The organism is Pedobacter soli, assembly GCF_900101435.1.
In the GTDB taxonomy this organism is placed as follows: domain Bacteria; phylum Bacteroidota; class Bacteroidia; order Sphingobacteriales; family Sphingobacteriaceae; genus Pedobacter; species Pedobacter soli.
This window is the reverse complement of sequence record NZ_FMZH01000002.1, coordinates 685,203-708,064: the sequence shown is the minus strand read 5'-3', so window position 1 is coordinate 708,064 and position 22,862 is coordinate 685,203. Positions and strand designations below refer to the sequence as shown.

26 protein-coding genes are annotated in these 22,862 nt (G+C 39.5%); 15 read left to right on the top strand and 11 right to left on the bottom strand.

Going from position 1 to position 22,862, the window contains the following annotated elements; genetic code table 11:
• The first annotated feature begins 27 nt into the window (after positions 1-27).
• The 13 genes from ilvN to BLR37_RS06870 all read left to right on the top strand — a co-directional run bounded on the left by ilvN (position 28) and on the right by BLR37_RS06870 (position 12,240).
• Positions 28-666: an acetolactate synthase small subunit gene (ilvN, locus tag BLR37_RS06930; protein WP_090766262.1), complete on the top strand. Its 639-nt coding sequence runs from the start codon at positions 28-30 to the stop codon at positions 664-666.
• 110 nt (positions 667-776) lie between these two features.
• Positions 777-1,187 carry a glyoxalase superfamily protein gene (locus BLR37_RS06925; protein WP_090766256.1) on the top strand — a complete coding sequence of 137 codons (411 nt, stop codon included), beginning with the start codon at positions 777-779 and terminating at the stop codon, positions 1,185-1,187.
• A 13-nt stretch (positions 1,188-1,200) separates the two neighbouring features.
• Positions 1,201-1,662: a DinB family protein gene (locus tag BLR37_RS06920; protein ID WP_090766253.1), complete on the top strand. Its 462-nt coding sequence runs from the start codon at positions 1,201-1,203 to the stop codon at positions 1,660-1,662.
• Positions 1,663-1,755: 93 nt separating this feature from the next.
• Positions 1,756-3,237: a ketol-acid reductoisomerase gene (ilvC, locus tag BLR37_RS06915; RefSeq protein WP_090766251.1), complete on the top strand. Its 1,482-nt coding sequence runs from the start codon at positions 1,756-1,758 to the stop codon at positions 3,235-3,237.
• A gap of 57 nt (positions 3,238-3,294) precedes the next feature.
• The gene (gene leuC / locus BLR37_RS06910) at positions 3,295-4,701 is read left to right on the top strand and encodes a 3-isopropylmalate dehydratase large subunit (RefSeq protein WP_090766248.1); all 1,407 of its coding nucleotides are present in this window, start codon (positions 3,295-3,297) and stop codon (positions 4,699-4,701) included.
• A 62-nt stretch (positions 4,702-4,763) separates the two neighbouring features.
• Positions 4,764-5,057: an antibiotic biosynthesis monooxygenase family protein gene (locus BLR37_RS06905; RefSeq protein WP_090766246.1), complete on the top strand. Its 294-nt coding sequence runs from the start codon at positions 4,764-4,766 to the stop codon at positions 5,055-5,057.
• 74 nt (positions 5,058-5,131) lie between these two features.
• Positions 5,132-5,893 carry a class I SAM-dependent methyltransferase gene (locus tag BLR37_RS06900; RefSeq protein ID WP_090766243.1) on the top strand — a complete coding sequence of 254 codons (762 nt, stop codon included), beginning with the start codon at positions 5,132-5,134 and terminating at the stop codon, positions 5,891-5,893.
• Between the two features lie 99 nt (positions 5,894-5,992).
• Entirely contained in the window at positions 5,993-6,577 is a 585-nt protein-coding gene (gene leuD, locus BLR37_RS06895; protein ID WP_090766241.1) for a 3-isopropylmalate dehydratase small subunit, read from the top strand.
• 35 nt (positions 6,578-6,612) lie between these two features.
• A complete protein-coding gene (locus BLR37_RS06890) occupies positions 6,613-8,046 on the top strand; it encodes an ATP-binding cassette domain-containing protein (RefSeq protein WP_341844511.1) in 1,434 nt (477 codons plus the stop codon).
• 89 nt (positions 8,047-8,135) lie between these two features.
• Positions 8,136-9,227, top strand: coding sequence for a 3-isopropylmalate dehydrogenase (gene leuB / locus BLR37_RS06885; RefSeq protein WP_039481945.1), 1,092 nt, complete (start codon positions 8,136-8,138; stop codon positions 9,225-9,227).
• Between the two features lie 10 nt (positions 9,228-9,237).
• Positions 9,238-10,398 (top strand): 2-isopropylmalate synthase, encoded by a 1,161-nt coding sequence (locus BLR37_RS06880; protein ID WP_082018707.1) that lies wholly within the window; start codon positions 9,238-9,240, stop codon positions 10,396-10,398.
• A gap of 157 nt (positions 10,399-10,555) precedes the next feature.
• Positions 10,556-11,806: a threonine ammonia-lyase IlvA gene (gene ilvA, locus BLR37_RS06875; protein ID WP_090766235.1), complete on the top strand. Its 1,251-nt coding sequence runs from the start codon at positions 10,556-10,558 to the stop codon at positions 11,804-11,806.
• 83 nt (positions 11,807-11,889) lie between these two features.
• Positions 11,890-12,240, top strand: a complete 351-nt coding sequence (locus BLR37_RS06870) for a cupin domain-containing protein (protein ID WP_090766232.1) — start codon at positions 11,890-11,892, stop codon at positions 12,238-12,240.
• 161 nt (positions 12,241-12,401) lie between these two features.
• Here the strand turns inward: BLR37_RS06870 and BLR37_RS06865 are convergent, their stop codons facing one another.
• Positions 12,402-12,962: a DUF4230 domain-containing protein gene (locus BLR37_RS06865; protein ID WP_090766230.1), complete on the bottom strand. Its 561-nt coding sequence runs from the start codon at positions 12,960-12,962 to the stop codon at positions 12,402-12,404.
• A 137-nt stretch (positions 12,963-13,099) separates the two neighbouring features.
• On the opposite strand from BLR37_RS06865, the gene BLR37_RS06860 reads away from it, so the two are divergent.
• The gene (locus tag BLR37_RS06860; RefSeq protein ID WP_090766227.1) at positions 13,100-13,510 is read left to right on the top strand and encodes a YajG family lipoprotein; all 411 of its coding nucleotides are present in this window, start codon (positions 13,100-13,102) and stop codon (positions 13,508-13,510) included.
• A 10-nt stretch (positions 13,511-13,520) separates the two neighbouring features.
• Here BLR37_RS06860 and BLR37_RS06855 read toward each other — a convergent pair whose 3' ends face one another.
• A complete protein-coding gene (locus BLR37_RS06855) occupies positions 13,521-14,513 on the bottom strand; it encodes an ABC transporter ATP-binding protein (protein WP_090766224.1) in 993 nt (330 codons plus the stop codon).
• A 133-nt stretch (positions 14,514-14,646) separates the two neighbouring features.
• Here BLR37_RS06855 and BLR37_RS25300 point away from each other — a divergent pair, with 133 nt between their 5' ends.
• Positions 14,647-14,799: a DUF6364 family protein gene (locus tag BLR37_RS25300; protein WP_167356561.1), complete on the top strand. Its 153-nt coding sequence runs from the start codon at positions 14,647-14,649 to the stop codon at positions 14,797-14,799.
• 87 nt (positions 14,800-14,886) lie between these two features.
• On the opposite strand, the gene BLR37_RS06850 is transcribed toward BLR37_RS25300, so the two are convergent.
• From BLR37_RS06850 to BLR37_RS06810, 9 genes are all read right to left on the bottom strand, one after another.
• Positions 14,887-15,672 (bottom strand): outer membrane beta-barrel protein, encoded by a 786-nt coding sequence (locus BLR37_RS06850; protein WP_090766221.1) that lies wholly within the window; start codon positions 15,670-15,672, stop codon positions 14,887-14,889.
• Positions 15,673-15,804: 132 nt separating this feature from the next.
• Positions 15,805-16,557, bottom strand: a complete 753-nt coding sequence (locus tag BLR37_RS06845; protein ID WP_090766218.1) for a hypothetical protein — start codon at positions 16,555-16,557, stop codon at positions 15,805-15,807.
• On the bottom strand, positions 16,538-17,107 hold the full coding sequence (locus tag BLR37_RS06840; protein WP_039483528.1) for an RNA polymerase sigma factor: 570 nt from the start codon (positions 17,105-17,107) through the stop codon (positions 16,538-16,540). The genes BLR37_RS06845 and BLR37_RS06840 overlap by 20 nt, the downstream gene beginning before the upstream one ends.
• A gap of 314 nt (positions 17,108-17,421) precedes the next feature.
• Positions 17,422-18,579, bottom strand: coding sequence for a hypothetical protein (locus BLR37_RS06835; RefSeq protein WP_090766215.1), 1,158 nt, complete (start codon positions 18,577-18,579; stop codon positions 17,422-17,424).
• A gap of 209 nt (positions 18,580-18,788) precedes the next feature.
• Positions 18,789-19,343 carry a CopD family protein gene (locus BLR37_RS06830; RefSeq protein WP_090766212.1) on the bottom strand — a complete coding sequence of 185 codons (555 nt, stop codon included), beginning with the start codon at positions 19,341-19,343 and terminating at the stop codon, positions 18,789-18,791.
• A 116-nt stretch (positions 19,344-19,459) separates the two neighbouring features.
• Positions 19,460-20,485, bottom strand: a complete 1,026-nt coding sequence (gene hemE, locus BLR37_RS06825; protein WP_039477974.1) for a uroporphyrinogen decarboxylase — start codon at positions 20,483-20,485, stop codon at positions 19,460-19,462.
• A gap of 192 nt (positions 20,486-20,677) precedes the next feature.
• Positions 20,678-21,193, bottom strand: a complete 516-nt coding sequence (locus BLR37_RS06820; RefSeq protein ID WP_090766209.1) for a hypothetical protein — start codon at positions 21,191-21,193, stop codon at positions 20,678-20,680.
• A complete protein-coding gene (locus tag BLR37_RS06815; protein WP_039477978.1) occupies positions 21,193-21,897 on the bottom strand; it encodes a response regulator transcription factor in 705 nt (234 codons plus the stop codon). Before BLR37_RS06815 ends, BLR37_RS06820 begins: the two co-directional genes overlap by 1 nt.
• 8 nt (positions 21,898-21,905) lie before the next feature.
• Positions 21,906-22,772: a sensor histidine kinase gene (locus BLR37_RS06810; protein ID WP_039477979.1), complete on the bottom strand. Its 867-nt coding sequence runs from the start codon at positions 22,770-22,772 to the stop codon at positions 21,906-21,908.
• Positions 22,773-22,862 lie beyond the last annotated feature (90 nt).

Sequence of the window (22,862 nt, the reverse complement as noted above, 5' to 3'; positions counted from 1 at the left end):
ATGACGAAAAGTTAAAAAGAAATTATCATGAGTACTGAAAACACAATTGAACATAAAATAGATAAGGCCGATTTAGAAGGTAAGCAGGAATACACCATTACGGTTTATGCCGAAAACCGCATCGGTTTATTAAACAGGATTGCGATTATTTTCTCTAAAAGAAAAATTAACATCGAAAGCCTTAACACCTCTCCTTCTGAAATTGATGGTATCCACCGTTTCAACATCGTCATTCACGAAAGCTATGAAGTTATACGGAAACTGGCCCGCCAAATTGAGAAGCAAATCGAGGTATTGAAAGTTTATTTTAATACCAACGACGAGATTATCTGGCAGGAACTGGCACTTTACAAAGTTTCTACCGATGAAATTGCAGAAAGAGTAACTGTTGAGCGTTTATTAAGGCAATATGGTGCCAGCGCTGTAGTGATTCGTAAAGATTATACTGTTTTTGCAGTAACGGGTCACCGCGAAGAGACTGATGCCCTGGTAAAAGCTTTAGAACCTTACGAATTAATTGAGTTTGTGCGTTCGGCAAGAGTTGCCATTATTAAAGACAGCGCTGGTTTCCACGAAAAATTAAAAGAATTTGAAGCTTTTGAACCAGGTGAAGAACTGGTAGAAAATGAGTTTTTAGATAAAGGACAGAAGATTTTTACAATGTAAAGCCAAAACGTCATTGCGAGGAGGAACGACGAAGCAATCTTTTTAAGAATTCAAAATGAGATTGCTTCGGCTCACACAACCCAGCCTCGCAATGACGATAAGTTTAGAATATGAAATGCGATAAAGCCATACCAGTTTTAAGAATATTCGATTACGATAAAGCTATCGAGTTTTACGTGAACTGGCTTGGCTTTAAAATAGACTGGGAACATACTTTTGATGAAAATGCACCCATTTACATGCAAGTTTCGTTAAATGGTATAGAATTACATTTAAGTCAGCATCATGGCGATTGTTCTCCGGGAGGAAGCGTATTTGTGGTTTGCACCGGCTTGAAAGCATTTCATAAAACCCTGATTGATAAAAATTACAAATACAACCGCCCCGGACTTGAAAAAACATTTTACGGTACATGGGCAGTAACTGTAAACGATCCCTTTTACAACAAAATTATCTTTAACGAAGAGTTAAGTGAAACTGAAAGCTCGGAGGCTAAAGACCAAAGCGAAAATACTAATTAAGCCAGAAAGCAACATGAACCAGATATTTGAATTTATTATCAACTCAAGAACGGCATTTATTAAGTTGCTTGATAGCTTAACTATCGAACAATTGAATAAAATTCCCGATGGTTACAACAACAACATCATCTGGAACTTTGGCCACATTGTAGTGAGCACGCAAACACTTTGTTATTTCCGTACCGGTATCTGGCCCGATGCAAGCGCTGTAAAGTTTAATGAGTTCTACAAAAAAGACACTAAACCAACTTATACTGTTAGCGAAGCAGAAGTAGCAGAGCTGAAGGCTATAGCTTTAACAAGTATTGAAACCATTAAAGCCGATTATGCAAAAGGAACATTTGCGAACATTACGCCTTTTTTAACGGCAACCTACGGTGTACAGTTGAACAGCATTGAAGAGGTATTGATTACCACCATCGGGCACGATAATGTGCACTACGGTTACGCCTCTGCATTAAAGAAGAAGATATAAAATAAAAAATCGGTGAAATCACTAAATCAGTGAAATCAACCAAAAAAGAAAATATAAACCCGATAATTAAATAGAAATTAACCAATAAAAACAATGGCAAATTATTTTAACACATTACCGCTTAGAGAAAAATTAAACCAATTAGGCGTTTGCGACTTTATGGACAGTGCTGAATTTTTAGATGGCGTAAGCGCACTAAAAGGTAAAAAACTGGTAGTTGTAGGTTGCGGAGCACAAGGCTTAAACCAAGGTTTAAATTTAAGAGACAGCGGTTTAGATGTTAGTTATACATTGCGTAAAGAAGCGATTGAAGGTAAAAGAGATTCGTGGAAAAATGCTACTGAAAACAACTTTAAAGTAGGTACCTACGAAGAATTGATCCCAACTGCTGACGTGGTAATTAACCTTACCCCAGATAAACAACACACTGCAGTGGTAAATGCGGTTATGCCTTTAATGAAAGAAGGTGCAACTTTATTGTATTCACACGGTTTCAACATCGTTGAAGAAGGTATGCAAATCCGTAAAGATTTAACTGTAATTATGGTGGCGCCTAAATGCCCGGGTAGTGAAGTTAGAGCAGAGTATGTAAGAGGTTTTGGTGTACCAACCCTAATTGCGGTTCACCCTGAAAACGATCCTCAGGGCAAAGGTTTAGCTCAGGCTAAGGCGTATTGCGTAGGTACTGGTGGTCACAGAGCTGGTGTATTAAAATCATCTTTCGTAGCCGAGGTAAAATCTGATTTAATGGGTGAGCAAACCATCCTTTGTGGTTTATTACAAACTGGTTCTATCCTTTCTTTCGATAAAATGGTAGAAAAAGGAATCGATGCAGGTTATGCTTCTAAATTGGTTCAGTATGGTGTTGAAGTAATTACCGAAGCCTTAAAACAAGGTGGTATTACGGCCATGATGGATAGATTAAGCAACATTGCTAAAATCAAAGCTTTCGAAATCTCTGAAGAGTTGAAAGACATTATGCGTCCGTTGTTCCAAAAACACCAGGATGATATTATGAGTGGCGAATTTAGCCGTATCATGATGGAAGATTGGGCAAATGGCGATAAAAACCTATTGGCCTGGAGAGCTGAAACCGGCGAAACTGCTTTCGAAAAAACTCCGGCTGGTGATGTTAAAATCGGTGAGCAGGAATATTTCGACAACTACCTTTTAATGGTTGCTTTTGTACGTGCCGGTGTTGAATTGGCTTTCGAAACCATGGTACAGGCTGGTATTAAACCAGAATCGGCTTACTACGAGTCGTTACACGAAACACCACTTATTGCCAATACCATTGCACGTAAAAAATTATTCGAAATGAACCGTGTAATTTCTGATACTGCTGAATATGGTTGTTATTTATTCGATCAGGCTTGTAAACCGCTTTTAGGCGATTTCATGAAAAAAGTTGATACCGATATTGTAGGTAAAAACTTTAACGCAGGTAAAGATGGTGCTGTAGATAACAGACAACTAATTGAAGTGAACGAAGCGATCCGTTCTCACGAGGTTGAGCAGATTGGTGCTACTTTACGTAAAGCCATGACTGCCATGAAAGCAATTAAAACTGCATAGTTAAAACCAAACCTAACAGGTTTTTGAAACCTGTTAGGTTTAAAAAATTCATAAAAAATGTCAAAAACATTAGTAGAAAAAATTTGGGATGCACACGTTGTAAAAAGTGAGGAAGGGTTTCCTGATATTTTATACATTGATACGCACCTGATCCATGAGGTTACCTCTCCGCAAGCTTTTGATGGTTTGCGTAAAAGAGGATTACCTGTTTTCCGTCCGAAACAAACTGTGGCTACTGCCGATCACAACGTACCAACGTTAAATCAGCTATTGCCCATTAAAGAAGAGCTTTCACGCTATCAGGTAGATATGCTAACCAAAAACTGCGCTGAATTTGGTGTCGAATTGTATGGTCTGGGCCATCCGTTTCAGGGCATTGTTCACGTAATTGGTCCTGAGTTAGGTATTACGCTACCTGGAAAAACTATGGTTTGCGGCGATAGCCATACTTCTACGCATGGTGCTTTTGGTGCCATTGCCTTTGGTATCGGAACTTCGCAGGTAGAGCAGGTTTTTGCTACCCAATGCTTGTTGCAATCGAAACCGAAAACCATGAAAATTGAGGTTAACGGCGAGCTTGGTAAAGGTGTTGGCGCAAAAGATATTATTTTATACATCATTGCTCAGATTTCTGCTGCAGGTGGTACCGGCTACTTTATTGAGTATGCAGGTTCAGCAATTGAATCTTTAAGCATGGAAGCCCGCATGACGATCTGCAACATGAGTATCGAAATGGGTGCCCGTGGCGGTTTAATCGCACCAGATCAAATTACTTTCGATTACATTAAAGGACGTGAGTTTGCTCCGGCAGGCGAAGAGTGGGATAAAGCTTTAGCTTACTGGAAAACTTTATACAGCGATGCAGATGCAAAATTTGATAGTGTTTTAACTTTCAATGCTGCAGATATTGCGCCAATGATTACTTATGGTACCAACCCGGGTATGGGAATGGGTATCCAGGAACATATTCCTGCAACCGCAGCACAACCCGAAACCGAAAAAGTATCATACAAAAAAGCTTTGGATTATATGGGCTTTGATGATGACTCTGCTTTAATTGGTAAACCAATTGATTATGTTTTCATCGGTAGCTGTACCAATTCACGCATCGAAGATTTGCGCGAGGTGGCCAACTTTGTAAAAGACAAACACAAAGCGGAAAATGTTACCGTGTGGATTGTTCCGGGTTCGAAACAAGTAGAACAGCAAGCTAAAAACGAAGGTTTGGATAAAATTTTCGAAGCTGCAGGTTTCCAGTTACGTGAGCCGGGTTGTAGTGCCTGTTTAGGGATGAATGAAGATAAAATCCCGGCTGGTAAATATTGTGTGTCTACATCGAACAGAAATTTCGAAGGTAGACAGGGACAAAACGCCCGTACTTTGTTAGCAAGTCCTTTAACTGCCGCTGCTGCTGCCGTTACCGGAAAAATTACGGATGTAAGAGAAATGCTTGAAAAGGCTTAAAATAAACTGTCATGTTGAAGAATAAGCAGGTGCTTGATTCCTCATCATGACAATTCAAAAACATGATACTTGAAGTTGCCATATTAAATGTAAAGCCGGGTTTATCCACCGATTTTGAAAAAGCCTTTAACCAGGCCGAAAAAATAATCAGTTCGATGGATGGCTACATTTCACATCAGCTAAAAAAGTGTTTTGAGGTTGCCGATAAATACATCCTGCTGGTGAACTGGGAAACACTCGAAGATCATACAGTAGGCTTTAGAGCTTCCGCAGCTTATCAGGATTGGAAAAAGTTATTGCATCATTTTTATGATCCTTTTCCAACCGTTGAGCACTATGTAGAGGTAGAAGGCTGAATGTTAAGTGCACGACTATAAACTTAAATCGTTTATATGTCTATAGAATAGTAAAATATTAAAGAAAATTAGTTATGCCAGAAATAGTTTGGGATGCAACATTATACGATAAGCAGCATCACTTCGTATCAGATTACGGGGCAGATGTATTGCAATGGCTGGCGCCGCAAAGTGGCGAGCATATTTTGGATGTAGGCTGTGGCACAGGTCAGCTGGCGGCACAGATTGCAGCAAGTGGTGCACTGGTTCTGGGAACCGATGCCTCTGCCGATATGGTAGCCAATGCAAAAGCCGCGTATCCCAACCTCAGCTTTGAAGTGGTAGATGGAGCACACCTTCCCTATCAGGAAAACTTCGATGCCATTTTTAGCAACGCTACTTTTCACTGGATTGAAAACCAGCAGGCCTTAACCGAAGGTTTATTTAAAAGCTTAAAACCTGGCGGCAGATTAGTAGCCGAATTCGGTGGCAACAGAAATGTGAAAAGCATTACTGATGCCATTGCAACCGCAGCCAGTCAATTGGGTTTTTCAGATCAGGTAGTAACCAACTTCTGGTACTTCCCGTCAGTTAGCACCTATACTACCCTGCTCGAATCGAAAGGTTTTGAAGTAGAGCAGGTGTGGTTGTTTGACAGACCTACCAAACTGATTGGCGAAGCAGGTATGTATATTTGGATTAACCAGTTTGCCCAGCATGCTTTTAAAAATTTAAACGAAACGCAGGCCGAAGCCATCAAAAAACTGGCAGTTGAAATCCTGAAACCCGGTTACTTTATTAACGGAGAATGGATAGCCGACTACAGAAGAATAAGAGTTAAAGCCTTTAAAAGGTAGAAGGTGGTAAGGTAGAAGGTTTAAGGTCAAAAAATAAAAAATTAGTGAAATCACCTTAATCGGTGAAATTATTTAAATCTGTGTAATCATCATTAAAAAATGAAAAAATTCACAAAATTAACATCGGCAGTAGTGCCTTTAAACATAGAAAATATAGATACCGACCAGATTATTCCGGCCAGGTTTCTAAAAGCTACCACGCGCGAGGGATTTGGCGAAAACCTGTTTCGCGATTGGCGTTATAACGGCGACAACACACCGAAGCCAGAGTTTGTAATGAATAACCCAACCTACAGCGGCCGGGTTTTGGTTGCCGGTAAAAACTTTGGTTGTGGCAGTAGCCGCGAGCACGCAGCCTGGGCTATTCAGGATGCAGGTTTTGATGCCGTAATCAGCAGTTTCTTTGCCGATATTTTTAAAGGAAATGCCTTAAACAATGGTTTGCTGCCAATCCAGGTTAGCGACGATTTTTTAGCACAAATCTTTAAATCAGTTGATGCTAATGCACAATCAGCCTTAGAAGTGGATCTCGAAAATCAAACCGTTACCATTGTAGATACCGGTGCAAAAGAATCTTTCGAGATTAATCCTTATAAAAAATCATGTTTAATAAACGGTTACGATGATATTGATTTCATCCTCGCTCAAAAACAATTAATCGAAACATTCGAACAAGCAAGATAATGTTTAAACCATTTGTTTACATACAAGACCTAAACTTGAGTTACCGCAATAAAGCGGTGCTGAAGGACTTGTATTGGGAAATAAATGTTGGCGAAAACTGGGTTTTGTGGGGCGAAAGTGGCAGCGGAAAAACAGCTTTGGCGAAAGCCATAGCAGGCTTAACTGCCGCACAGGGAAGTATTGAAATTGATTTCGACCCGTTAAGCAAGCTACCAGCGGAAGTTTTGTTTGTTGACAGCTGGTACCAGTTTAAAAACTTAGAAGGTGTTGCCAACTTTTATTATCAGCAACGCTATACCAGCCAACAGGCGAAAGATACTTTAACCGTACACGCCGAACTGGTACTTTTTGGAAAAGAAAAAGGACTTCACTTCGATCGGGTTGAACCGATTTTAGAAGCCCTGGGTTTTTCTACTTTTGCCAGTTCGCAGTTGATTGAACTGTCGAGCGGCGAGCACAAAAAATTACAACTGGTTAAGGCTTTGTGGTTAAAACCGCAGTTGTTGGTTATCGATCAACCTTATACAGGTTTAGATGCCGCATCGCGTAAAAACCTGAACATGCTGCTCGATCAGATTGCAGAAGAAGGTGTGCAGCTGATTTTAATCAGCAATGATCAGGAGCTGCCAACCTCTATTCACCGTTTTGCCGAAATTAAAGACGGACAAATCGAAACGGCTTATACCAGGGAAAACACACTGGCTGCTTTCGAAACGCACAACCGGGTAATTCCTGACTTTTTAAAAGAATCGCCGGTTTATGCGTCAGATAATATTGTTAAAATGGTTGATGTAAACATCAGCTATGGCGATAAACAGGTACTAAAAAACATCAACTGGGAAGTTAAGGCTGGCGAAAAATGGCTTTTACAGGGGCATAATGGTTCAGGTAAATCTACTTTACTAAGTCTGGTAAATGGCGATCATCCCCAATCGTATGCCAATGAGCTGTATCTCTTTGGCAACCGTCGTGGAAGTGGTGAGAGCATTTGGGACATTAAGCAGCACATTGGGCTCATTTCGCCAGAGTTTCACTGGTATTTCGATGCCACAGCCACCGTTTGGCAAAGTATTGCTTCGGGCTTTTACGATACTGTAGGCCTGTTTCAGCAATTGCCTTACACCAAAAGCAGCCAAGTTGATGAACTGGTTGAATATTTTGGTTTAACTGAAAGTAAAAATGAACTGTTAACCTCATTGCCATTGGGTAAACAGCGACTGGTTTTGCTGGCCAGAACCATCATCAAAAATCCCGAATTGTTAATTCTGGATGAACCATGTCAGGGCTTAGACCTGCAGCAAACACAACGTTTTAACCAACTGGTTGATGAATTGTGCAGCAACGGCATGACCGTAATTTATGTTGGCCATTTTGAATCGCAGCTGCCAACCTGCCTCGAAAAAAGAATAGTATTGGAAAAAGGCGAAGTAAAAGTCGTCGAAAGTTTAAATATAGAAATATTGAGCTAACAGGGCACGAAGATGAATTTAGAGCTAAAGGCAAAATCCTACAAACTTTAAATCCTTCAAATCCTGATCTGGCAAAGGAGAAATTTAACATGAAGAAGAACATTTTAGTAATACCTGGAGATGGTATTGGCCCCGAAGTCACTACCTGGGGAAAAGCAGCATTAGAAAAAATTGCCGAAATTTTTGGCCATGAGTTTGTGTTTGAAGAAGCTTTAATGGGCCACGCGGCTATCGAAGTTACCGGCGAACCTCTGCCAGATGAGACTTTAGAAAAGGCAAGACAAAGCGATGCTATTTTATTTGGCGCCATTGGCCATGCCAAATACGATAATGATCCGAGTTTAAAAGTTAGACCTGAACAAGGTTTATTAAAAATCCGCAAAGAATTGGGTCTGTTTGCCAATCTCCGTCCGATATTACTATTTGATGAACTTCTTCAGGCATCGAGCATTAAACCAGAAATTTTAAGAGGAACCGATATTTTGTTCTTCCGTGAGTTAACAGGTGATGTTTATTTTGGAGAGAAAAATCGTTCTGAAGACAGAAACACCGCTTCAGATTTAATGATCTACCACCGCTACGAAGTAGAACGTATTGCGCATAAAGCCTACCAGGCCGCACAACAACGTAACAAAAGATTATGTTCGGTAGATAAAGCCAATGTTTTGGAAAGCTCACGCTTATGGCGCGAAACCGTTCAGGAAATTGCCAAACAATACCCTGATGTAGAAACGGAGCACATGTTTATCGATAATGCAGCCATGCAGCTGATTAAAAACCCGAAAAAGTTCGACGTGGTATTAACCGCTAACTTATTTGGGGATATTTTAACAGACGAGGCTTCGCAAATTGCAGGTTCGATGGGTATGCTGGCCTCGGCTTCTGTTGGCGAAAGCACAGGTTTCTTTGAGCCTATCCACGGTTCTGCACACGATATTGCCGGTAAAGATTTGGCCAACCCGTTGGCTTCTATCCTATCGGCTGCTTTAATGCTCGAAATTGGTTTCGGACTTAAAGAAGAAGCGAAACTATTGGTTGATACTGTTGACCAGGTATTGAAAGAAGGTTTCAGAACACATGATATAGCCGACCAAACCACTAACCGTTTTAAAGTGTTAGGCACTGCCGAAATGGGTAAATTGGTATTGAAATTCTTATCACAAAAATTAATCACATCCTAAAACTTAGATTATGATTCACGACCCGAATAAAGTTTATATTTTCGACACGACGTTACGTGACGGGGAGCAGGTTCCAGGCTGCCAGTTAGATACAAACCAAAAAGTAGAAATCGCAAAATCACTCGAGCTTTTAGGGGTAGATGTGATTGAAGCAGGCTTCCCGGTATCAAGCCCGGGCGATTTCAACAGCGTTATTGAGTTATCAAAAGCGGTTAACGACCCGATTATCTGTGCCTTAACCCGCGCCAATAAAAACGATATCGATGTGGCTGCCGATGCTTTGCGTTATGCCAAAAGACCACGTATCCACACCGGAATTGGTTCTTCTGATTTCCACATTAAACATAAATTTAACAGTACCCGCGAAGATATCTTAGCCCGTGCGGTTGAAGCGGTAAAATATGCCAAAAAATATGTAGAAGATGTTGAGTTTTACGCAGAAGATGCCGGCCGTGCCGATATCGAATTTTTAGCTAAAATGGTTGAGGCCGTAATTGCTGCCGGTGCAACTGTGGTAAACATTCCCGATACTAACGGTTATTGCTTACCAGACCAGTATGGTTCAAAAATCCTTTTCTTAAAGGAAAATGTTAAAAATATCGATAACGCCATTATTTCGGTTCACTGCCACAACGATTTAGGTCTGGCTACAGCCAATTCTATTGCCGGTTTACAAAATGGTGCCCGCCAGGTAGAATGTACCATTAACGGTATTGGCGAGCGCGCAGGTAACACCTCAATGGAAGAAGTGGTGATGATTTTAAAAACCCACAAGGTGTTGGGCTTAAACACCAGCATTGATGCGACCCAGTTTTACGATATCAGCCACACGGTGAGAAACCAGATGAATATGCCAGTTCAGCCTAACAAAGCTATTGTTGGTGCCAATGCATTTTCGCACAGTTCAGGCATTCACCAGGATGGTTTCTTAAAAAACCGCGAAAACTATGAAATTATTAAACCAGAAGATGTTGGTTTCCCTGATGCGACCATTGTTTTAACAGCAAGAAGCGGTCGCCATGCCTTAAAACACCATTTAGAGCGCTTAGGCCATAAATTAGAAAAAGAACACCTGGATATTGTTTACAAACAGTTTTTGGTTTTGGCCGATAGCAAACAAGGCATTAACGATACTGATTTGAACCAATTGGTTGCGCTGCATTTAGCCTAGCAACAACTCATCATTGCGAGGCACGAAGCAATCCTACTACTATAGCTGTTAGTAAACCTAACGCTTTAAGATTGCTTCGTACCTCGCGATGACGAAAAGAAAAATATAGGAGAACACTGATCTTGATACCAGATTCTCCCTACTTGATACTATAAAAATGAACACTACAACACCACATACATTAGATTTTAAATCTGCATCTGAAAGACTCAAAAACGTGGTAAAACGTACCCCGCTTGAGTTTAATGCCGGACTTTCTTCTTACTACAATGCCAATATTTATTTAAAAAGAGAAGATTTGCAGATTGTACGCTCTTACAAACTGCGTGGTGCTTACAATAAAATTAGTTCGTTGCCTCAGGAATTGTTAGTAAACGGGGTAGTTTGTGCAAGTGCCGGAAATCATGCGCAGGGTGTGGCTTACTCCTGCAAAAAACTGGGCATTAAAGGTGTAATTTTTATGCCCGAAATCACGCCGAAACAAAAGGTAAAACAAACGTATATGTTTGGTGGCGAAAATGTGGAAGTGGTGTTAGTTGGCGATACTTTCGATGATTGTTTGAAGGAAGCCCTGGCCTACAGTGCGGCACACAATGCTACATTTATTCCGCCCTTTGACGATGAAAAGGTAATTGAAGGACAGGCTACTGTAGGAGTAGAAATTTTTGAAGATCTGCCAGATTTAGATATGGTGGTTATGCCTGTTGGTGGTGGAGGCCTGGCATCAGGCGTAAGTGCTTACCTGAAAACGGTTAAACCTGATGTTAAACTGGTGGGCGTTGAGCCTCTCGGTGCTCCATCAATGGTTACAGCGATGGAGCATGGTGGTCCTTTTACTTTAGATGAGATAGACCGCTTTGTAGATGGAGCTGCAGTAAAAAGGATTGGCCACATTACCTACGAATACTGTAAGGAATTGCTGGATCAGATGCACTTGATTCCGGAAGGAAAAATCTGTACCACCATCTTAAAATTGTATAATGAGGATGCAATTGTAGTAGAACCTGCCGGAGCACTGTCTGTAGCGGCTTTAGATCAGCTAAGAGAGCAGATTGCTGGTAAAACAATAGTTTGTATTGTTAGCGGCGGAAACAACGACATAGAGCGTATGCAGGAGATTAAAGAGAAATCTTTACTTTTCGAAGGGCTGAAACATTATTTCATTGTACGTTTCCCACAAAGGCCAGGTGCTTTAAAATTATTTGTGAACGAAGTTTTAGGCCCTCAGGATGACATTACCCGTTTTGAGTTTATTAAAAAAACCAACAGGGAAAATGGTCCGGCGCTGGTAGGTATTGAGCTTTCGAATAAAAACGATTACGCCAGCTTACTGCAACGCATGAGAGATTTTAAATTCGAAATTATCGAATTGAACCAGGATCAGACTTTGTTTGAGTATTTGGTTTAGGTTTTTGTTAAATTGTCATCCTGAGCCTGTCGAAGGACAATCGTAGTGTTTCGACAAGCTCAACATGACATAACTTATAAAAAATGAATTTCAAAGATTTAGCCAATAAAACATTAATTTCAGATAACGATATCAGCTGGGAAGACTTAGGCGCTGGCGTAAAGCGGAAAATCATGGCATATGATGATCAGTTAATGTTGGTTAAAGTTGCTTTTGAACAAGGCGCTATCGGATCGGTACACAACCACCCCCACCTCCAAATGAGTTATGTGGCTAAAGGAAGCTTTGAAGTGAGTATGGGCGAGGATAAAAAAATATTGAACGAAGGCGATGTTTTCTTTGCACCATCAAATGTATATCATGGTGTGGTATGCCTGGAAGCCGGATTACTGGTTGATATTTTCAATCCACACCGCGAGGATTTTTTGACGTAATTTTTAATTAAGTCGTCATGCTGAACTTGTTTCAGCATCTCTTATTAAGTATTGAGACCCTGAAATAAATCAGATAGCTATCGGATCAGGATGACGGTTTGAGGATAACCTTCCTCCTTAAAAACTTTAAACCCTACACCCTAAACCTTCTACCTTCTACCCTACTCAAAACTCAGCCTCACATTTTTGTAGCCCAAGCCTTCAATAATCGGTTTCAATACATTGGTCGCATTGGTTTTAGTCTGCGTTAAAATATCCGACTTTTTCACCTCAGCAGCTACCTTTCTCTCTGCTGCTTTATAAGCTTCATCTACCAGATCAGCTTCCCTGAAGAAGGCCATTTTGGTATCGTACACACGCGAGTTCTTATGATCAATTTTGACATAACAGATTTCGGGCTGTGGCAAATTTACTACAGCTGTATCGGCATCAATACGGATATCTTCGCGGGTAATTTTAGTTAAATCGATACAACCCACTGCTTCGGCTTTAACAATTAGCAAGACACTGGCTTCCGGCAAAAAATCTGTTTTGTTTTTGTGCTCCAAAACGTCACTAATTTGATACTTAACCAGTTCCAGTTTACCTATAGCCTCAATTTTCTCGACCAGTAGCTGATGTTTACTTTCTACAGAGGTATTGATACTGAACTTTTTAGCGATAAATAAGTAACCTGCAATCAGGAGAATTAACCAGGGTAAGAGGCGAAAAAAGATCTTCATATAATGGGAATAAATGCAAATTTACAAAGGGTGTCTGCGTTTAACTGTACAATAATTAATCCATAAATGGGAGGTTACATTTTTTGGCAGCAGATTTGTAATATCAAAATCACACACACAAATAAAAACTAATCAACATGAAAAAACTTACTATCCTATTGCTTTGCATTGCCACACTAGGTCTGGCTTCCTGCAAAAAAGACACTATTGTTCAAAACACACCAAACATTACCATTTATAAAACTATACAACCTAGTGCCTGGGTTTCAACTAGTGATGTTAATGGTTCTTATTTATACGTAGATATTAGCGACAACAGAATTGAACAATACGAAGATGACGGTATCATTTTATCATTCGCCCGTTTTAACGATGATGGCTACGATGCCTTACCTTTTACTTACGGAACAGACTCATACAGCTATAGTTCATTCCCCGGAAGGATCAGGGTTTATCTACAAAACAGCGCAAATAGAAATTCAGCACCGGTAAGACCAACAGCAAGTATTGGTGCCCGTATTGTATTGGTTGCTTCGTCTTCTGATTAGATAAAATTGATTAAAATTCTAAAAAACGACTAATGTTCAATTGAACGTGGTCGTTTTTTTTATGCTCCCCTCTGTTCAGTTGTAGCGCACGAATGTGAACGCCATTTCTTTCTACCAGCAGCTCTTCGTAAAAGCCTTTGTAATACACATCTTTTACTTCGTAACGCCTGCTGCTCCAATTATTGCTCACCTCTGCCCACTCAGGATAAAAAACAACAGTATCTTTTTGCGTTTTTAAGCCAATTTTTTCGGCATCAGCAGCTGGCAGTACTACTGCATTGCCTAAAATTTGCGCGGTATAAATATGGGCTGGGTGCTGATAAATTTCAGCTGGCTTGCCGGTTTGCAAAAGCTGTCCGTTGCGCAATATCAATAACTGATCGGCCAGGAATAAACCATCAGCAGGATCGTGCGATACCAAAATCACCGTTACCCCCGTTTCGGCAGCTATACGTTTAATATCGGCGCGTAACTGGTTTTTAAGCAGGGCATCAACCTGACTAAAGGGCTCATCCAAAAGCAAAACCTGCGTATCAGAAACCATGGCTTTGGCAATGGCTACACGCTGCTGTTCGCCACCACTCAGCTCAATTATTTTCTTATTCTGAAGGGGTAAAATCCGTAAATGTTCCATAATGGCCAAAGTTTTTTCAGCTTTGGTTTTCAGGTCAGTATTCGACAATTGTGAGGCAATATTATCGTATACTTTCGCATAAATATTGAGTGAAAAATCCTGCGTTACCATTTTCATTTGCTTATGGCCCGGAATCAATTGTTCGTCAGGCCCTTTAACGCGCTTATCTTCGAAATAGATTTCGCCTTCGTCGGTTTTTAACAAGCCATAAATCGATTTCAATAAGGTCGATTTTCCACTTCCACTTTCGCCAATAATGGCTACCACATCACCTTTATTGATATCGAAACTTACATTTCTAATTCCGCCGGCCTGTTCTGCCTGATATTGCTTGGTTAAATTTTTAACGCTGATTAGGATATTGCTCACGGGGTAAAGATAAGAAAAAGGTAGAGGGTTTTGAGGTAGAAGGTATAAGGTTAAAACTGACCTAATTGTTAATATTTTATTTAGAAATTCAAAAAAACGGTATTTACCTTTAAATCAAAAAAATACAAAAAAAATGAAAGCTAAAATCACACTAACACTTGATGATGCTGTTATAGAGCAGGCCAAAATTTATGCGGAAGAGCAGGGAATAAGTTTAGATGAATTTATAGAGAATTGCTTTAAATCTTTGATCGATGAGCATAATGACAGCGAAACTGTTGTATAAGAAAAAATCCTGTCTCGCCTAACCGAAACAGGATCTGTTCATTTGTGTGTTGCCGTAATCAAGTCCCCTTGAGGGGATTTAGGGGCCTTAGTTTAACCCAAAAGTAACACCGAAGCTCATGTTTTTTAAACCAGCTTGCTGCGAAGTGGTAAACATATCGTTAAAATAGTATTTGGTAAACAATCCTAAACCACCGTAACCAAAGCGGATTGTACCACCGTAACGAACCGATTGAAAGTGATAGCTATCGTATTGTTTCTCTTTGCCTCTTTCCTCGCTGATTTGTTTAATTTTTCCGTTTAACAAAAAGCTTACTTCCGGACCTAACACCAGGTAAAACCTTTTGCCGTTTTTGTTTTCTGAGGTGCGGAATTCAAAATTTAACGGAATATGCACATAGCTGCTAGAAAAGCGATTTTTAGAGAAATGTACCGGCGATTGATCGGTATAAACAAACTCGCTTGAGTTTTTGGCAATGGTAATGTCTTTTCTTAAACGGATCAGTGTCCAATCAAAACCTCCCGCTACGTAAACTTTAAAGTTCGAGTTAAAACGGTAGCCCAATTGTAAGATATCAAATGAAAATGTACTGGTTTTGCCACCTTTATAATCCAAAAAATCGTTATTGGGCGATAAATTGAAGCTTCCGTTATCAATTAGCCTCGAGAAACCCAAATCGACCCTTGTAAAGGTAATCCCACCCACAAAGCGGCCTTTTTTAGCTGAATCGGCTGAGTTACTTTTTAAAATAATACCATGCCCCTCGCTGTAATCCATTTTCTTTTTGGTGGTATCTTGTTGTGCAAAAGCACCTGGAGCCATAACACCGGCAAGCCCGCTTACCAAAAGTGTTGTAAAAATTAGACGTTTCATATCTATGTGTTTGTTATGTTTAATGTTGTGATGTTTAAAAGTTGTAAGGTTTAAATGTTGTGATGTTTTAATGTTTATAACTGAAAATTGCCAATTGATAACTGTGAACTGAAAACGGCCAACTGAAAACTGTTATTTCTTCCGTTTACCGATTTTAAAAGGCCCGATATTGATAGATGACAGGGAAGAATCGTCGTCGTCTGTTCTGAACTGGATAAACTTATCTTTCCTTTTATCAACCTTGTTTACAATGAGGTTTACCACATCGCCCACATTACGGATGCTTTTAATATTTTGCTCCTCGTTATCGTTAATGGGCTCATCAATTTTTACAGCTGTTGGGTTAGCCGCAATTACAGTTTCTTTTTCAGGCTGTAAAATTGCTTCCTCAATTTTGGTTTTAATATCCTTTTTAGGCTCTTCAGTTTTAGCGATTACCATTTCTTGTTTAAAAACTTCCGGGGCAGTAGCTATCTTTTGTTTTTCAACTGGTTTAATTTCCTTTTTAATGGTAGTTTTTGCTAAACTGGTAGCTGGTTTAGTGTTAACCGGTAAAACGGCTTCTACTTTTTCAATTGGCTTAACTGGTGTAATTACCGAATCTTTAACAGGTTGTTCTACCACAGCTGGTTGCTGCACTTTGGGTGCAACATAACTGGTTAACTGTTTACGGTTAACATTTTGTTGCTGGTAAACCAGAATCCCCGCTGCAACTACCAATAATACAGCAGCTGCCGATAACCAGTAAACGGGTATAATCCTTTTTTTCTTTGGTTCAATTTCGCTTTCAATATTGCTCCATAAATCCCTTGATGGTGCAATCTCGGCATCGTCAAAAGCATTTTTAAACAGCTGATCAAAATCCTTATCCTGTATAGGTTGCATAACCAAATCCCTCCATTTTTAAAATTTCTTCCTTTAATATTGCCCGGGCTCTCGATAACTGCGATTTACTGGCCCCTTCTGAGATACCCAGTGTTTCACCAATTTCCTTATGCGAGTAGCCCTCTATTACATACATGTTAAAAACCATCCGGTAACCATCTGCCAGTTTTTGAATCACTTTCATCAGGTCTTGCATGCCCAAACGGCTAAAATCAAATCCGGTTGATGGCTGCTCGTAAGCTTCATCAATTTCAACTACATTTAAACTGCGCAGGTTTTTACGGTAACTTTCAATAGCCGTATTTACCATTACCCGTCTAATCCAGCCTTCAAAAGAGCCTTCACCCCGGTATTCTTTAATTTTCTGGAAAACTTTAATGTAACCCATTTGCAGTACATCTTCAGCTTCCATCCTATCTTTGGCGTAGCGCATACAAACAGCCAGCATTTTCGATGCAGTTTGCCTATACAGCAGCTCCTGCATCTTCCGGTCGCCGGCTTTGCAGCCCTCCATCAAATCGTTTATCGTATAGCTTCGCGTCAATTTCATTGTGTGTTTGTATAGAGAAGATGGTCAGTTGCACACAATGGTTGCATGGGGAGAGAAAAAAAGTTAAATAAAGTTAAATTTATTTTTATTAGCACTGATTATCAATAAGATAAATCAGCGCAATTTTATTACGAAAGATAATATTTTTATTTGAAAATGAACGGTGAGGGTTTAAAAACGATAAACCCCGCAGTTTTTTAAAAACTGCGGGGCTAGCAATTTATCTAATGCCTCCGACTGAAGTCGGAGGCCAGGAATGAGAAACAAGAGTTTAGTTTTTTGCTTTAGTCTTTCAGCTTTTACCTTCCTGCCTTCTACCTTCCATCCTTTTTCACCTTAAATAATTTAAAATCCTGTTTGTAGGTTAAGAAAAATGAATGGTTAAACTGAAGCTGTTTATCGGTATTATCCAAATCAATATGCGGTTCGAAGCGAACATCCAGGTATAAATGCGGAATAAGTTCCTTTTGGTAAGCATAACGCAGGGAGACAATATTTCTTGAGTTTTGTCTTAAGCCTGGACTATATAAATTATCAGAAACCGATTCGTACAATGGCATACCTTTGATCGAAATAAAATTATTGCCTTTCCAGTACGAGGCAACCAGGCTTCCCCATTTACTTTCTACCCCGGCATTTAACCAAAGACCGAAACCACCTTCGTAAGCCCTTCTTTTATCAGGCGACAGGTCTTTATATACTGCCACATAGTTATCGGTATACACCTGCTTAATGCTGCTGTTAATGGCTTTATGCAGTTTTAAACCTGCTGCCCCATTAAATAAAGTACTGATTGGAATTTCTTTAAGTATATCAATCTGTCCGCCCTGGTGAAAAGCCAGAAACTGTGCAGGCACACTGAATTTCCAGCCATTTGCCTCGGCCAGTGTAGTTTCTGTAGATAAACCACCTATAATTTCTTCCTTAGCCGGATCGCCTTTATAGATCATTTTTTGCCAGGCAATCCAGGCATCTAAATTAAAGCGTTTGCGTTCTACTAAAAGCTGTGTACCATATTCAACCGGGTTGGTAATGGTTCTTTCAAAATCGTAAAGCGGCTCAATGTATTTATGCTGAATACCGCCTTCTAAACTCCCGAAAATCAGGGTCAGGTTTCTTTTGTGGTACTTTAAACTGAATAAAGGCTTCGCATCACTTACACCATTTCTGCCAAAATCTTTGCGGATAAAAGCTCCGGCGGTGATGGCCAGGTTAGGGTGTGCATAGTAAACAATCTGCGGTTGTAGCTGCGTACCATACAAGGTATATCCATCGTGAAAATCGTTGGTGTACTCGTAATTGCGTACGTAATTGAAATTGTAGAAATTAAAATGTACCTCGTTGGTTAAACTACTATCGGGACGAATCCGGTTTTCGAGCGCAGACTGATTAAACTGTGCTGAAGCTAAATAAGAACTGCAAAGAAAAGATATAAAAAGTACGGTCTTTTTCAGACCCGTGGCTGTAAACATGAGCTTGGATTTTTATCGCCCAAATTTAGGATAGTTTTTTATTAAATTATCAGGCACTGGGTATCAAGTATTGAGAAGTTGAAACAAGTTTACGAAAAGGCAACAAAATTTATTCGAGTAGCAAGTATTGAGGGCAGGATTTGAGTATCAAGTAGCATGACAAATCCTCAAATACGTCGATACTTGATACTAAATACTTAACACCAACTTTACTTCTTCAATCGATAATTCTTGTATAATTTAACCGCAATCATGATGGCCAGGGCAACGCCCATAATACCAATTAAGCCATAAATCCAATTGAGGGCGCTTTTTAAGATTACCACAAATACAATTGCAATCATAAAAATAGTAGCCAGCTCACGCCACAAACGCAACTGAAAACTATTAAGCTTAAACTGATTGTTTTTAAGCTGTTTTACGATATTTTGGCAGATGAAATGATAAATGAGTAAGCCAACCACAAATGCAAGCTTTACCCACATCCAATTAGCTTGTAAAAGGGCATTGTTCAAAGTAAGCATCCCAGCCCCTGCCAAAACTGAAATAATCATTGCCGGAGTAGCAATAATTTTCCATAGAGTAGCCTCCATTTTAATAAACTGTTTCTGGAGGATACTTTTTTCAGGTTCAGGCTTATCGTTAGCCTCGGTATGGTAAATAAAAAGACTTAAAATATAGAATAAACCCGCCATCCAGCTAATCACAAATACAATGTGAACAGCTTTAAAGTATTGGTAATATGGTAACAGGGTTTCTATCATTTTAGTTATTCTTACACACGTCATGCTGAACTTGTTTCAGCATCTCATTCTAAAAGAGACCATGAAATAAATCCGATAGTTATCGGATCAGAGTGACGCATTTATAAGTAATTTGGTTAGTACCTAAACTCCTTCACTACCTCAATCGCATATTTTACATTATCGAAAGGAATATCAGGCATAATGCCATGACCCAAGTTAAAGATAAAGCCTTCGGTACCGCGCATACGCTCGAATAATTTGTGAATCTGCGCTTTAATCACCGCTTTATCCGCATATAAAATGTGTGGGTCTAAATTACCTTGTACGGCAATACCTTTTGGTAAAGCATTTTTAATATTCAATAAATCAGCATTCCAGTCAACCGAAATTACATCTGGCTTAGCTTCGGCCATAATTGGGGCAAAAACCGAACTGCCTTTACAGAAAGAAATAACCGGAATGTCTTTTCTGTTTAAGTTGGCAATAATTTCCTGAATGTAACGGTGCGAAAACTCCTGATAATCGTTCCATGATAAAGCCAAAGCCCAGCTGTCGAAAATTTGAAGTGCATTTACACCAGCAGCAATCTGCAGGTTAAGATAATCGGCAGTTACTTTGGCAATTTTAGCCAAAAGTTTGTGCGCCAGCTCAGGCTGGTTGTGTATAAAAAGCTTGGTTAACTTAAAATCTTTAGATGAACCACCTTCAATTAAATAGCTCATTACGGTAAAAGGAGCACCGGCAAAACCGATTAACGGAATCCTGTTATCCAAACGTTGCTGAATCACTTTAATCGCATCAGCTACATATTGTAATTCGCTTAAACAATCTACATTCAGGTTTTCGATATCCTGAGCGGTACGTACCGGGTTGGCAAATTTTGGTCCAACGCCCTGGGTAAAACTTAAGTCGCCACCCATGGCCTCGCCTGTTACCAAAATATCACAGAATAAAATTGCAGCATCAATATCCAGTAAATCAACAGGCAACATCGTTACATCTGCAGCAATTTCTGGGGTTTTACACATCTCTAAAAAAGAGTATTTGTTTTTAATCTCCCAATATTGCGGCATAAAACGGCCTGCCTGGCGCATCATCCACACGGGTGGACGTTCTGTTTGTTTTGAAAATGCTGCGTCTAAAAATAAATTATTCTTCATGATTTGTATTTGGTACTTCATTTATCGTCATGCTGAATTTATTTCAGCATCTCTGTTTAGCTAGATCCTGAAATCGCTCAGGATGACGATTGAGCTAAAATTTTAATTTTGCAAAGGTATAAATAAAAAAAAAACGAAGTACCTTTTTATTGCTAAACTGGCGCTTCGTTGTTCAAAATGACAATAGTCCTATTATATTTTGCTGATTTCCTTTTCTATTTTTACAATAATATCTTTCGACCTTTGTGTTTCGGCCAGTTCTTTGGCTAATTTGGTATAAGCTTCAGCCCTTTCCCTGTCTTTTTTACGCAGTGCCAGGTTAGCCAGATGAATCAGCACATAAGCTTTCTCATTCTTTCCTCCTACCGGAAAACGGCTGGCCAATTGAAAGTGATACTCGGCTTTATCCCAGTCTTGTTCTTTCAATGCCATGTTGCCTTGCATAAATTCGTAGTAACCTCTGCGGCTTTTGGCTAAACGTTCTGGTTTGGTTACTTCAGCCAGCAAGACTTTGGTTTTACCAAATTCGTTGTTTTTGAAATGCTTCGAAGCCATTAAAACAGAACTGTGTTTAAAGTGGCTCCATATCACAAAGGCCAGTAAAAGTGCAGAAAGTGCTGCTAACTGGTATTGATGGTAAAAAACACAAACCAAACCTGCCAGCAGAAAAACTGCCATTAAAGCATACCTGCTGTTATTATTGTACATTAATGACTATCGGTAAATTTATAACCTACCCCACGGATAGAGTGAAAATAAACTGGATTTTTTTGATCCGGTTCAAAATACTTACGGAAAGTTAAAATGAAGTTATCGATCGTTCTGGTTGAAGGATAAACATCATAATTCCATACGGTTTCTAAAATCTGCTCTCTCGAAACGGCATCGTTTTTACGCTCAATTAAGAGTTTCAACAACATGGTTTCTTTTTTGGTTAACGGTGTAATGGTACCATCATCGTGTTTCAATTCAAAAGAGTTAAAATAGATGGTTTTATCGCCAATTTTGTAAGAGTTTAATTCTTTTAAATCGTCAGATTTTAAGCTGCGTTTAACCAAAATACCCACACGAAGAATCAATTCTTCTAAGTTAAATGGTTTAACCAAATAATCGTCGGCTCCTTTTTTTAGCCCTAAAACACGGTCTTCTGAAGTGTTTTTAGCTGTTAAAAACATAATCGGAACTTCTGCATTTTCTAAACGTATGGTTTCGCAAACCTGGAAGCCATCCATTTCGGGTAGCATTACATCTAATACGATCAGATTAAAACGTTCTTCTTTAAATACTTTAAGAGCGGTTTTGCCATCTTTAACGGCATGAACTTTATATCCTTCAAGTTCGAGGTTTAATTTAATAGCATCTAACAAGTGATCCTCGTCTTCTACCAATAGAATTCTTAATTTTTGTGACATAATTGAGATTAACTAAATGTTACTTCAAAAATACTTCCCTGGGGCAGATTGTCTTTTACTGTAATATCTGCATCATGGTATTGTAAAACCTCTTTCACAATAAACAAGCCTAAACCTGTTCCTTTCGCTTTTCTGACATTCTCGTTACCAACGCGATAAAACTTATCAAATATCAACATTTTTTCGGCATCTGAAATACCTGGCCCTTTATCCATTACACTGAGGTGAATATGCCCGTCCATTTCGTTTAAATGTACATTTATCTCATCGCAAGGGTTAGAATACTTGACCGCATTTTCAATTAAATTGGTCACTACTGACGATAAGGCAAATTTGTCACCCACAAGCTGCAAATTTGGCTGAATTTTAGCATTAATGATCTGCTCACAGCCGCACGAGTGTACTTGTAAACGGTCGGTAATTTTAGCCACCAGCTCCGAAAAGTTAAATGGCTCTTTTGGGAAACTATACGAACGGTTTTCGATCTTGGTTGCCAGTAGCATATTCTCGACCAGATCATCCAAACGCTCAATATCTTTTAACGAATTATTGAGCAAAGAAACTTGCCTGGCTTTATCCAAATCGCGCTTAACAATGGTTTGTATAGAAAGCTTAATGGCTGCCAGTGGCGATTTTAGCTCGTGTGTAATCGACATGAGGAAATTTTGCTGCTGCTCCCGCAATTTATCTTCACGTTTTAACGATTGATGTAAAAAATAACCACCAAAGCATAACAAAAATAAAAATACCGACCCCTCGCCCATAATCATTGTCATGCGGCTTGGTTGCAAACGCACCACCAAAGTACCCCACGAAATGAGTTGAATTAATGCATAAAGCAATAACGCGTAAAATATGATTATAGATTTCTTCATTCCTTTCGAGTTGATTATACTGGTTTGTTTGATTACACCGATTATTCTTTCCATGGTTCGTGTCCCCACGAACCATCAAAGCGTATATTT

Bases quoted from the DNA above. Each gene is read 5' to 3' on its own strand.
- ilvN (WP_090766262.1), top strand. From the start codon at position 28: ATGAGTACTGAAAACACAATTGAACATAAAATAGATAAGGCCGATTTA.
- BLR37_RS06925 (WP_090766256.1), top strand. From the start codon at position 777: ATGAAATGCGATAAAGCCATACCAGTTTTAAGAATATTCGATTACGAT.
- BLR37_RS06920 (WP_090766253.1), top strand. From the start codon at position 1,201: ATGAACCAGATATTTGAATTTATTATCAACTCAAGAACGGCATTTATT.
- ilvC (WP_090766251.1), top strand. From the start codon at position 1,756: ATGGCAAATTATTTTAACACATTACCGCTTAGAGAAAAATTAAACCAA.
- leuC (WP_090766248.1), top strand. From the start codon at position 3,295: ATGTCAAAAACATTAGTAGAAAAAATTTGGGATGCACACGTTGTAAAA.
- BLR37_RS06905 (WP_090766246.1), top strand. From the start codon at position 4,764: ATGATACTTGAAGTTGCCATATTAAATGTAAAGCCGGGTTTATCCACC.
- BLR37_RS06900 (WP_090766243.1), top strand. From the start codon at position 5,132: ATGCCAGAAATAGTTTGGGATGCAACATTATACGATAAGCAGCATCAC.
- leuD (WP_090766241.1), top strand. From the start codon at position 5,993: ATGAAAAAATTCACAAAATTAACATCGGCAGTAGTGCCTTTAAACATA.
- leuB (WP_039481945.1), top strand. From the start codon at position 8,136: ATGAAGAAGAACATTTTAGTAATACCTGGAGATGGTATTGGCCCCGAA.
- BLR37_RS06880 (WP_082018707.1), top strand. From the start codon at position 9,238: ATGATTCACGACCCGAATAAAGTTTATATTTTCGACACGACGTTACGT.
- ilvA (WP_090766235.1), top strand. From the start codon at position 10,556: ATGAACACTACAACACCACATACATTAGATTTTAAATCTGCATCTGAA.
- BLR37_RS06870 (WP_090766232.1), top strand. From the start codon at position 11,890: ATGAATTTCAAAGATTTAGCCAATAAAACATTAATTTCAGATAACGAT.
- BLR37_RS06865 (WP_090766230.1), bottom strand. From the start codon at position 12,962: ATGAAGATCTTTTTTCGCCTCTTACCCTGGTTAATTCTCCTGATTGCA.
- BLR37_RS06860 (WP_090766227.1), top strand. From the start codon at position 13,100: ATGAAAAAACTTACTATCCTATTGCTTTGCATTGCCACACTAGGTCTG.
- BLR37_RS25300 (WP_167356561.1), top strand. From the start codon at position 14,647: ATGAAAGCTAAAATCACACTAACACTTGATGATGCTGTTATAGAGCAG.
- BLR37_RS06850 (WP_090766221.1), bottom strand. From the start codon at position 15,672: ATGAAACGTCTAATTTTTACAACACTTTTGGTAAGCGGGCTTGCCGGT.
- BLR37_RS06845 (WP_090766218.1), bottom strand. From the start codon at position 16,557: ATGCAACCTATACAGGATAAGGATTTTGATCAGCTGTTTAAAAATGCT.
- BLR37_RS06840 (WP_039483528.1), bottom strand. From the start codon at position 17,107: ATGAAATTGACGCGAAGCTATACGATAAACGATTTGATGGAGGGCTGC.
- BLR37_RS06835 (WP_090766215.1), bottom strand. From the start codon at position 18,579: ATGTTTACAGCCACGGGTCTGAAAAAGACCGTACTTTTTATATCTTTT.
- BLR37_RS06830 (WP_090766212.1), bottom strand. From the start codon at position 19,343: ATGATAGAAACCCTGTTACCATATTACCAATACTTTAAAGCTGTTCAC.
- hemE (WP_039477974.1), bottom strand. From the start codon at position 20,485: ATGAAGAATAATTTATTTTTAGACGCAGCATTTTCAAAACAAACAGAA.
- BLR37_RS06820 (WP_090766209.1), bottom strand. From the start codon at position 21,193: ATGTACAATAATAACAGCAGGTATGCTTTAATGGCAGTTTTTCTGCTG.
- BLR37_RS06815 (WP_039477978.1), bottom strand. From the start codon at position 21,897: ATGTCACAAAAATTAAGAATTCTATTGGTAGAAGACGAGGATCACTTG.
- BLR37_RS06810 (WP_039477979.1), bottom strand. From the start codon at position 22,772: ATGAAGAAATCTATAATCATATTTTACGCGTTATTGCTTTATGCATTA.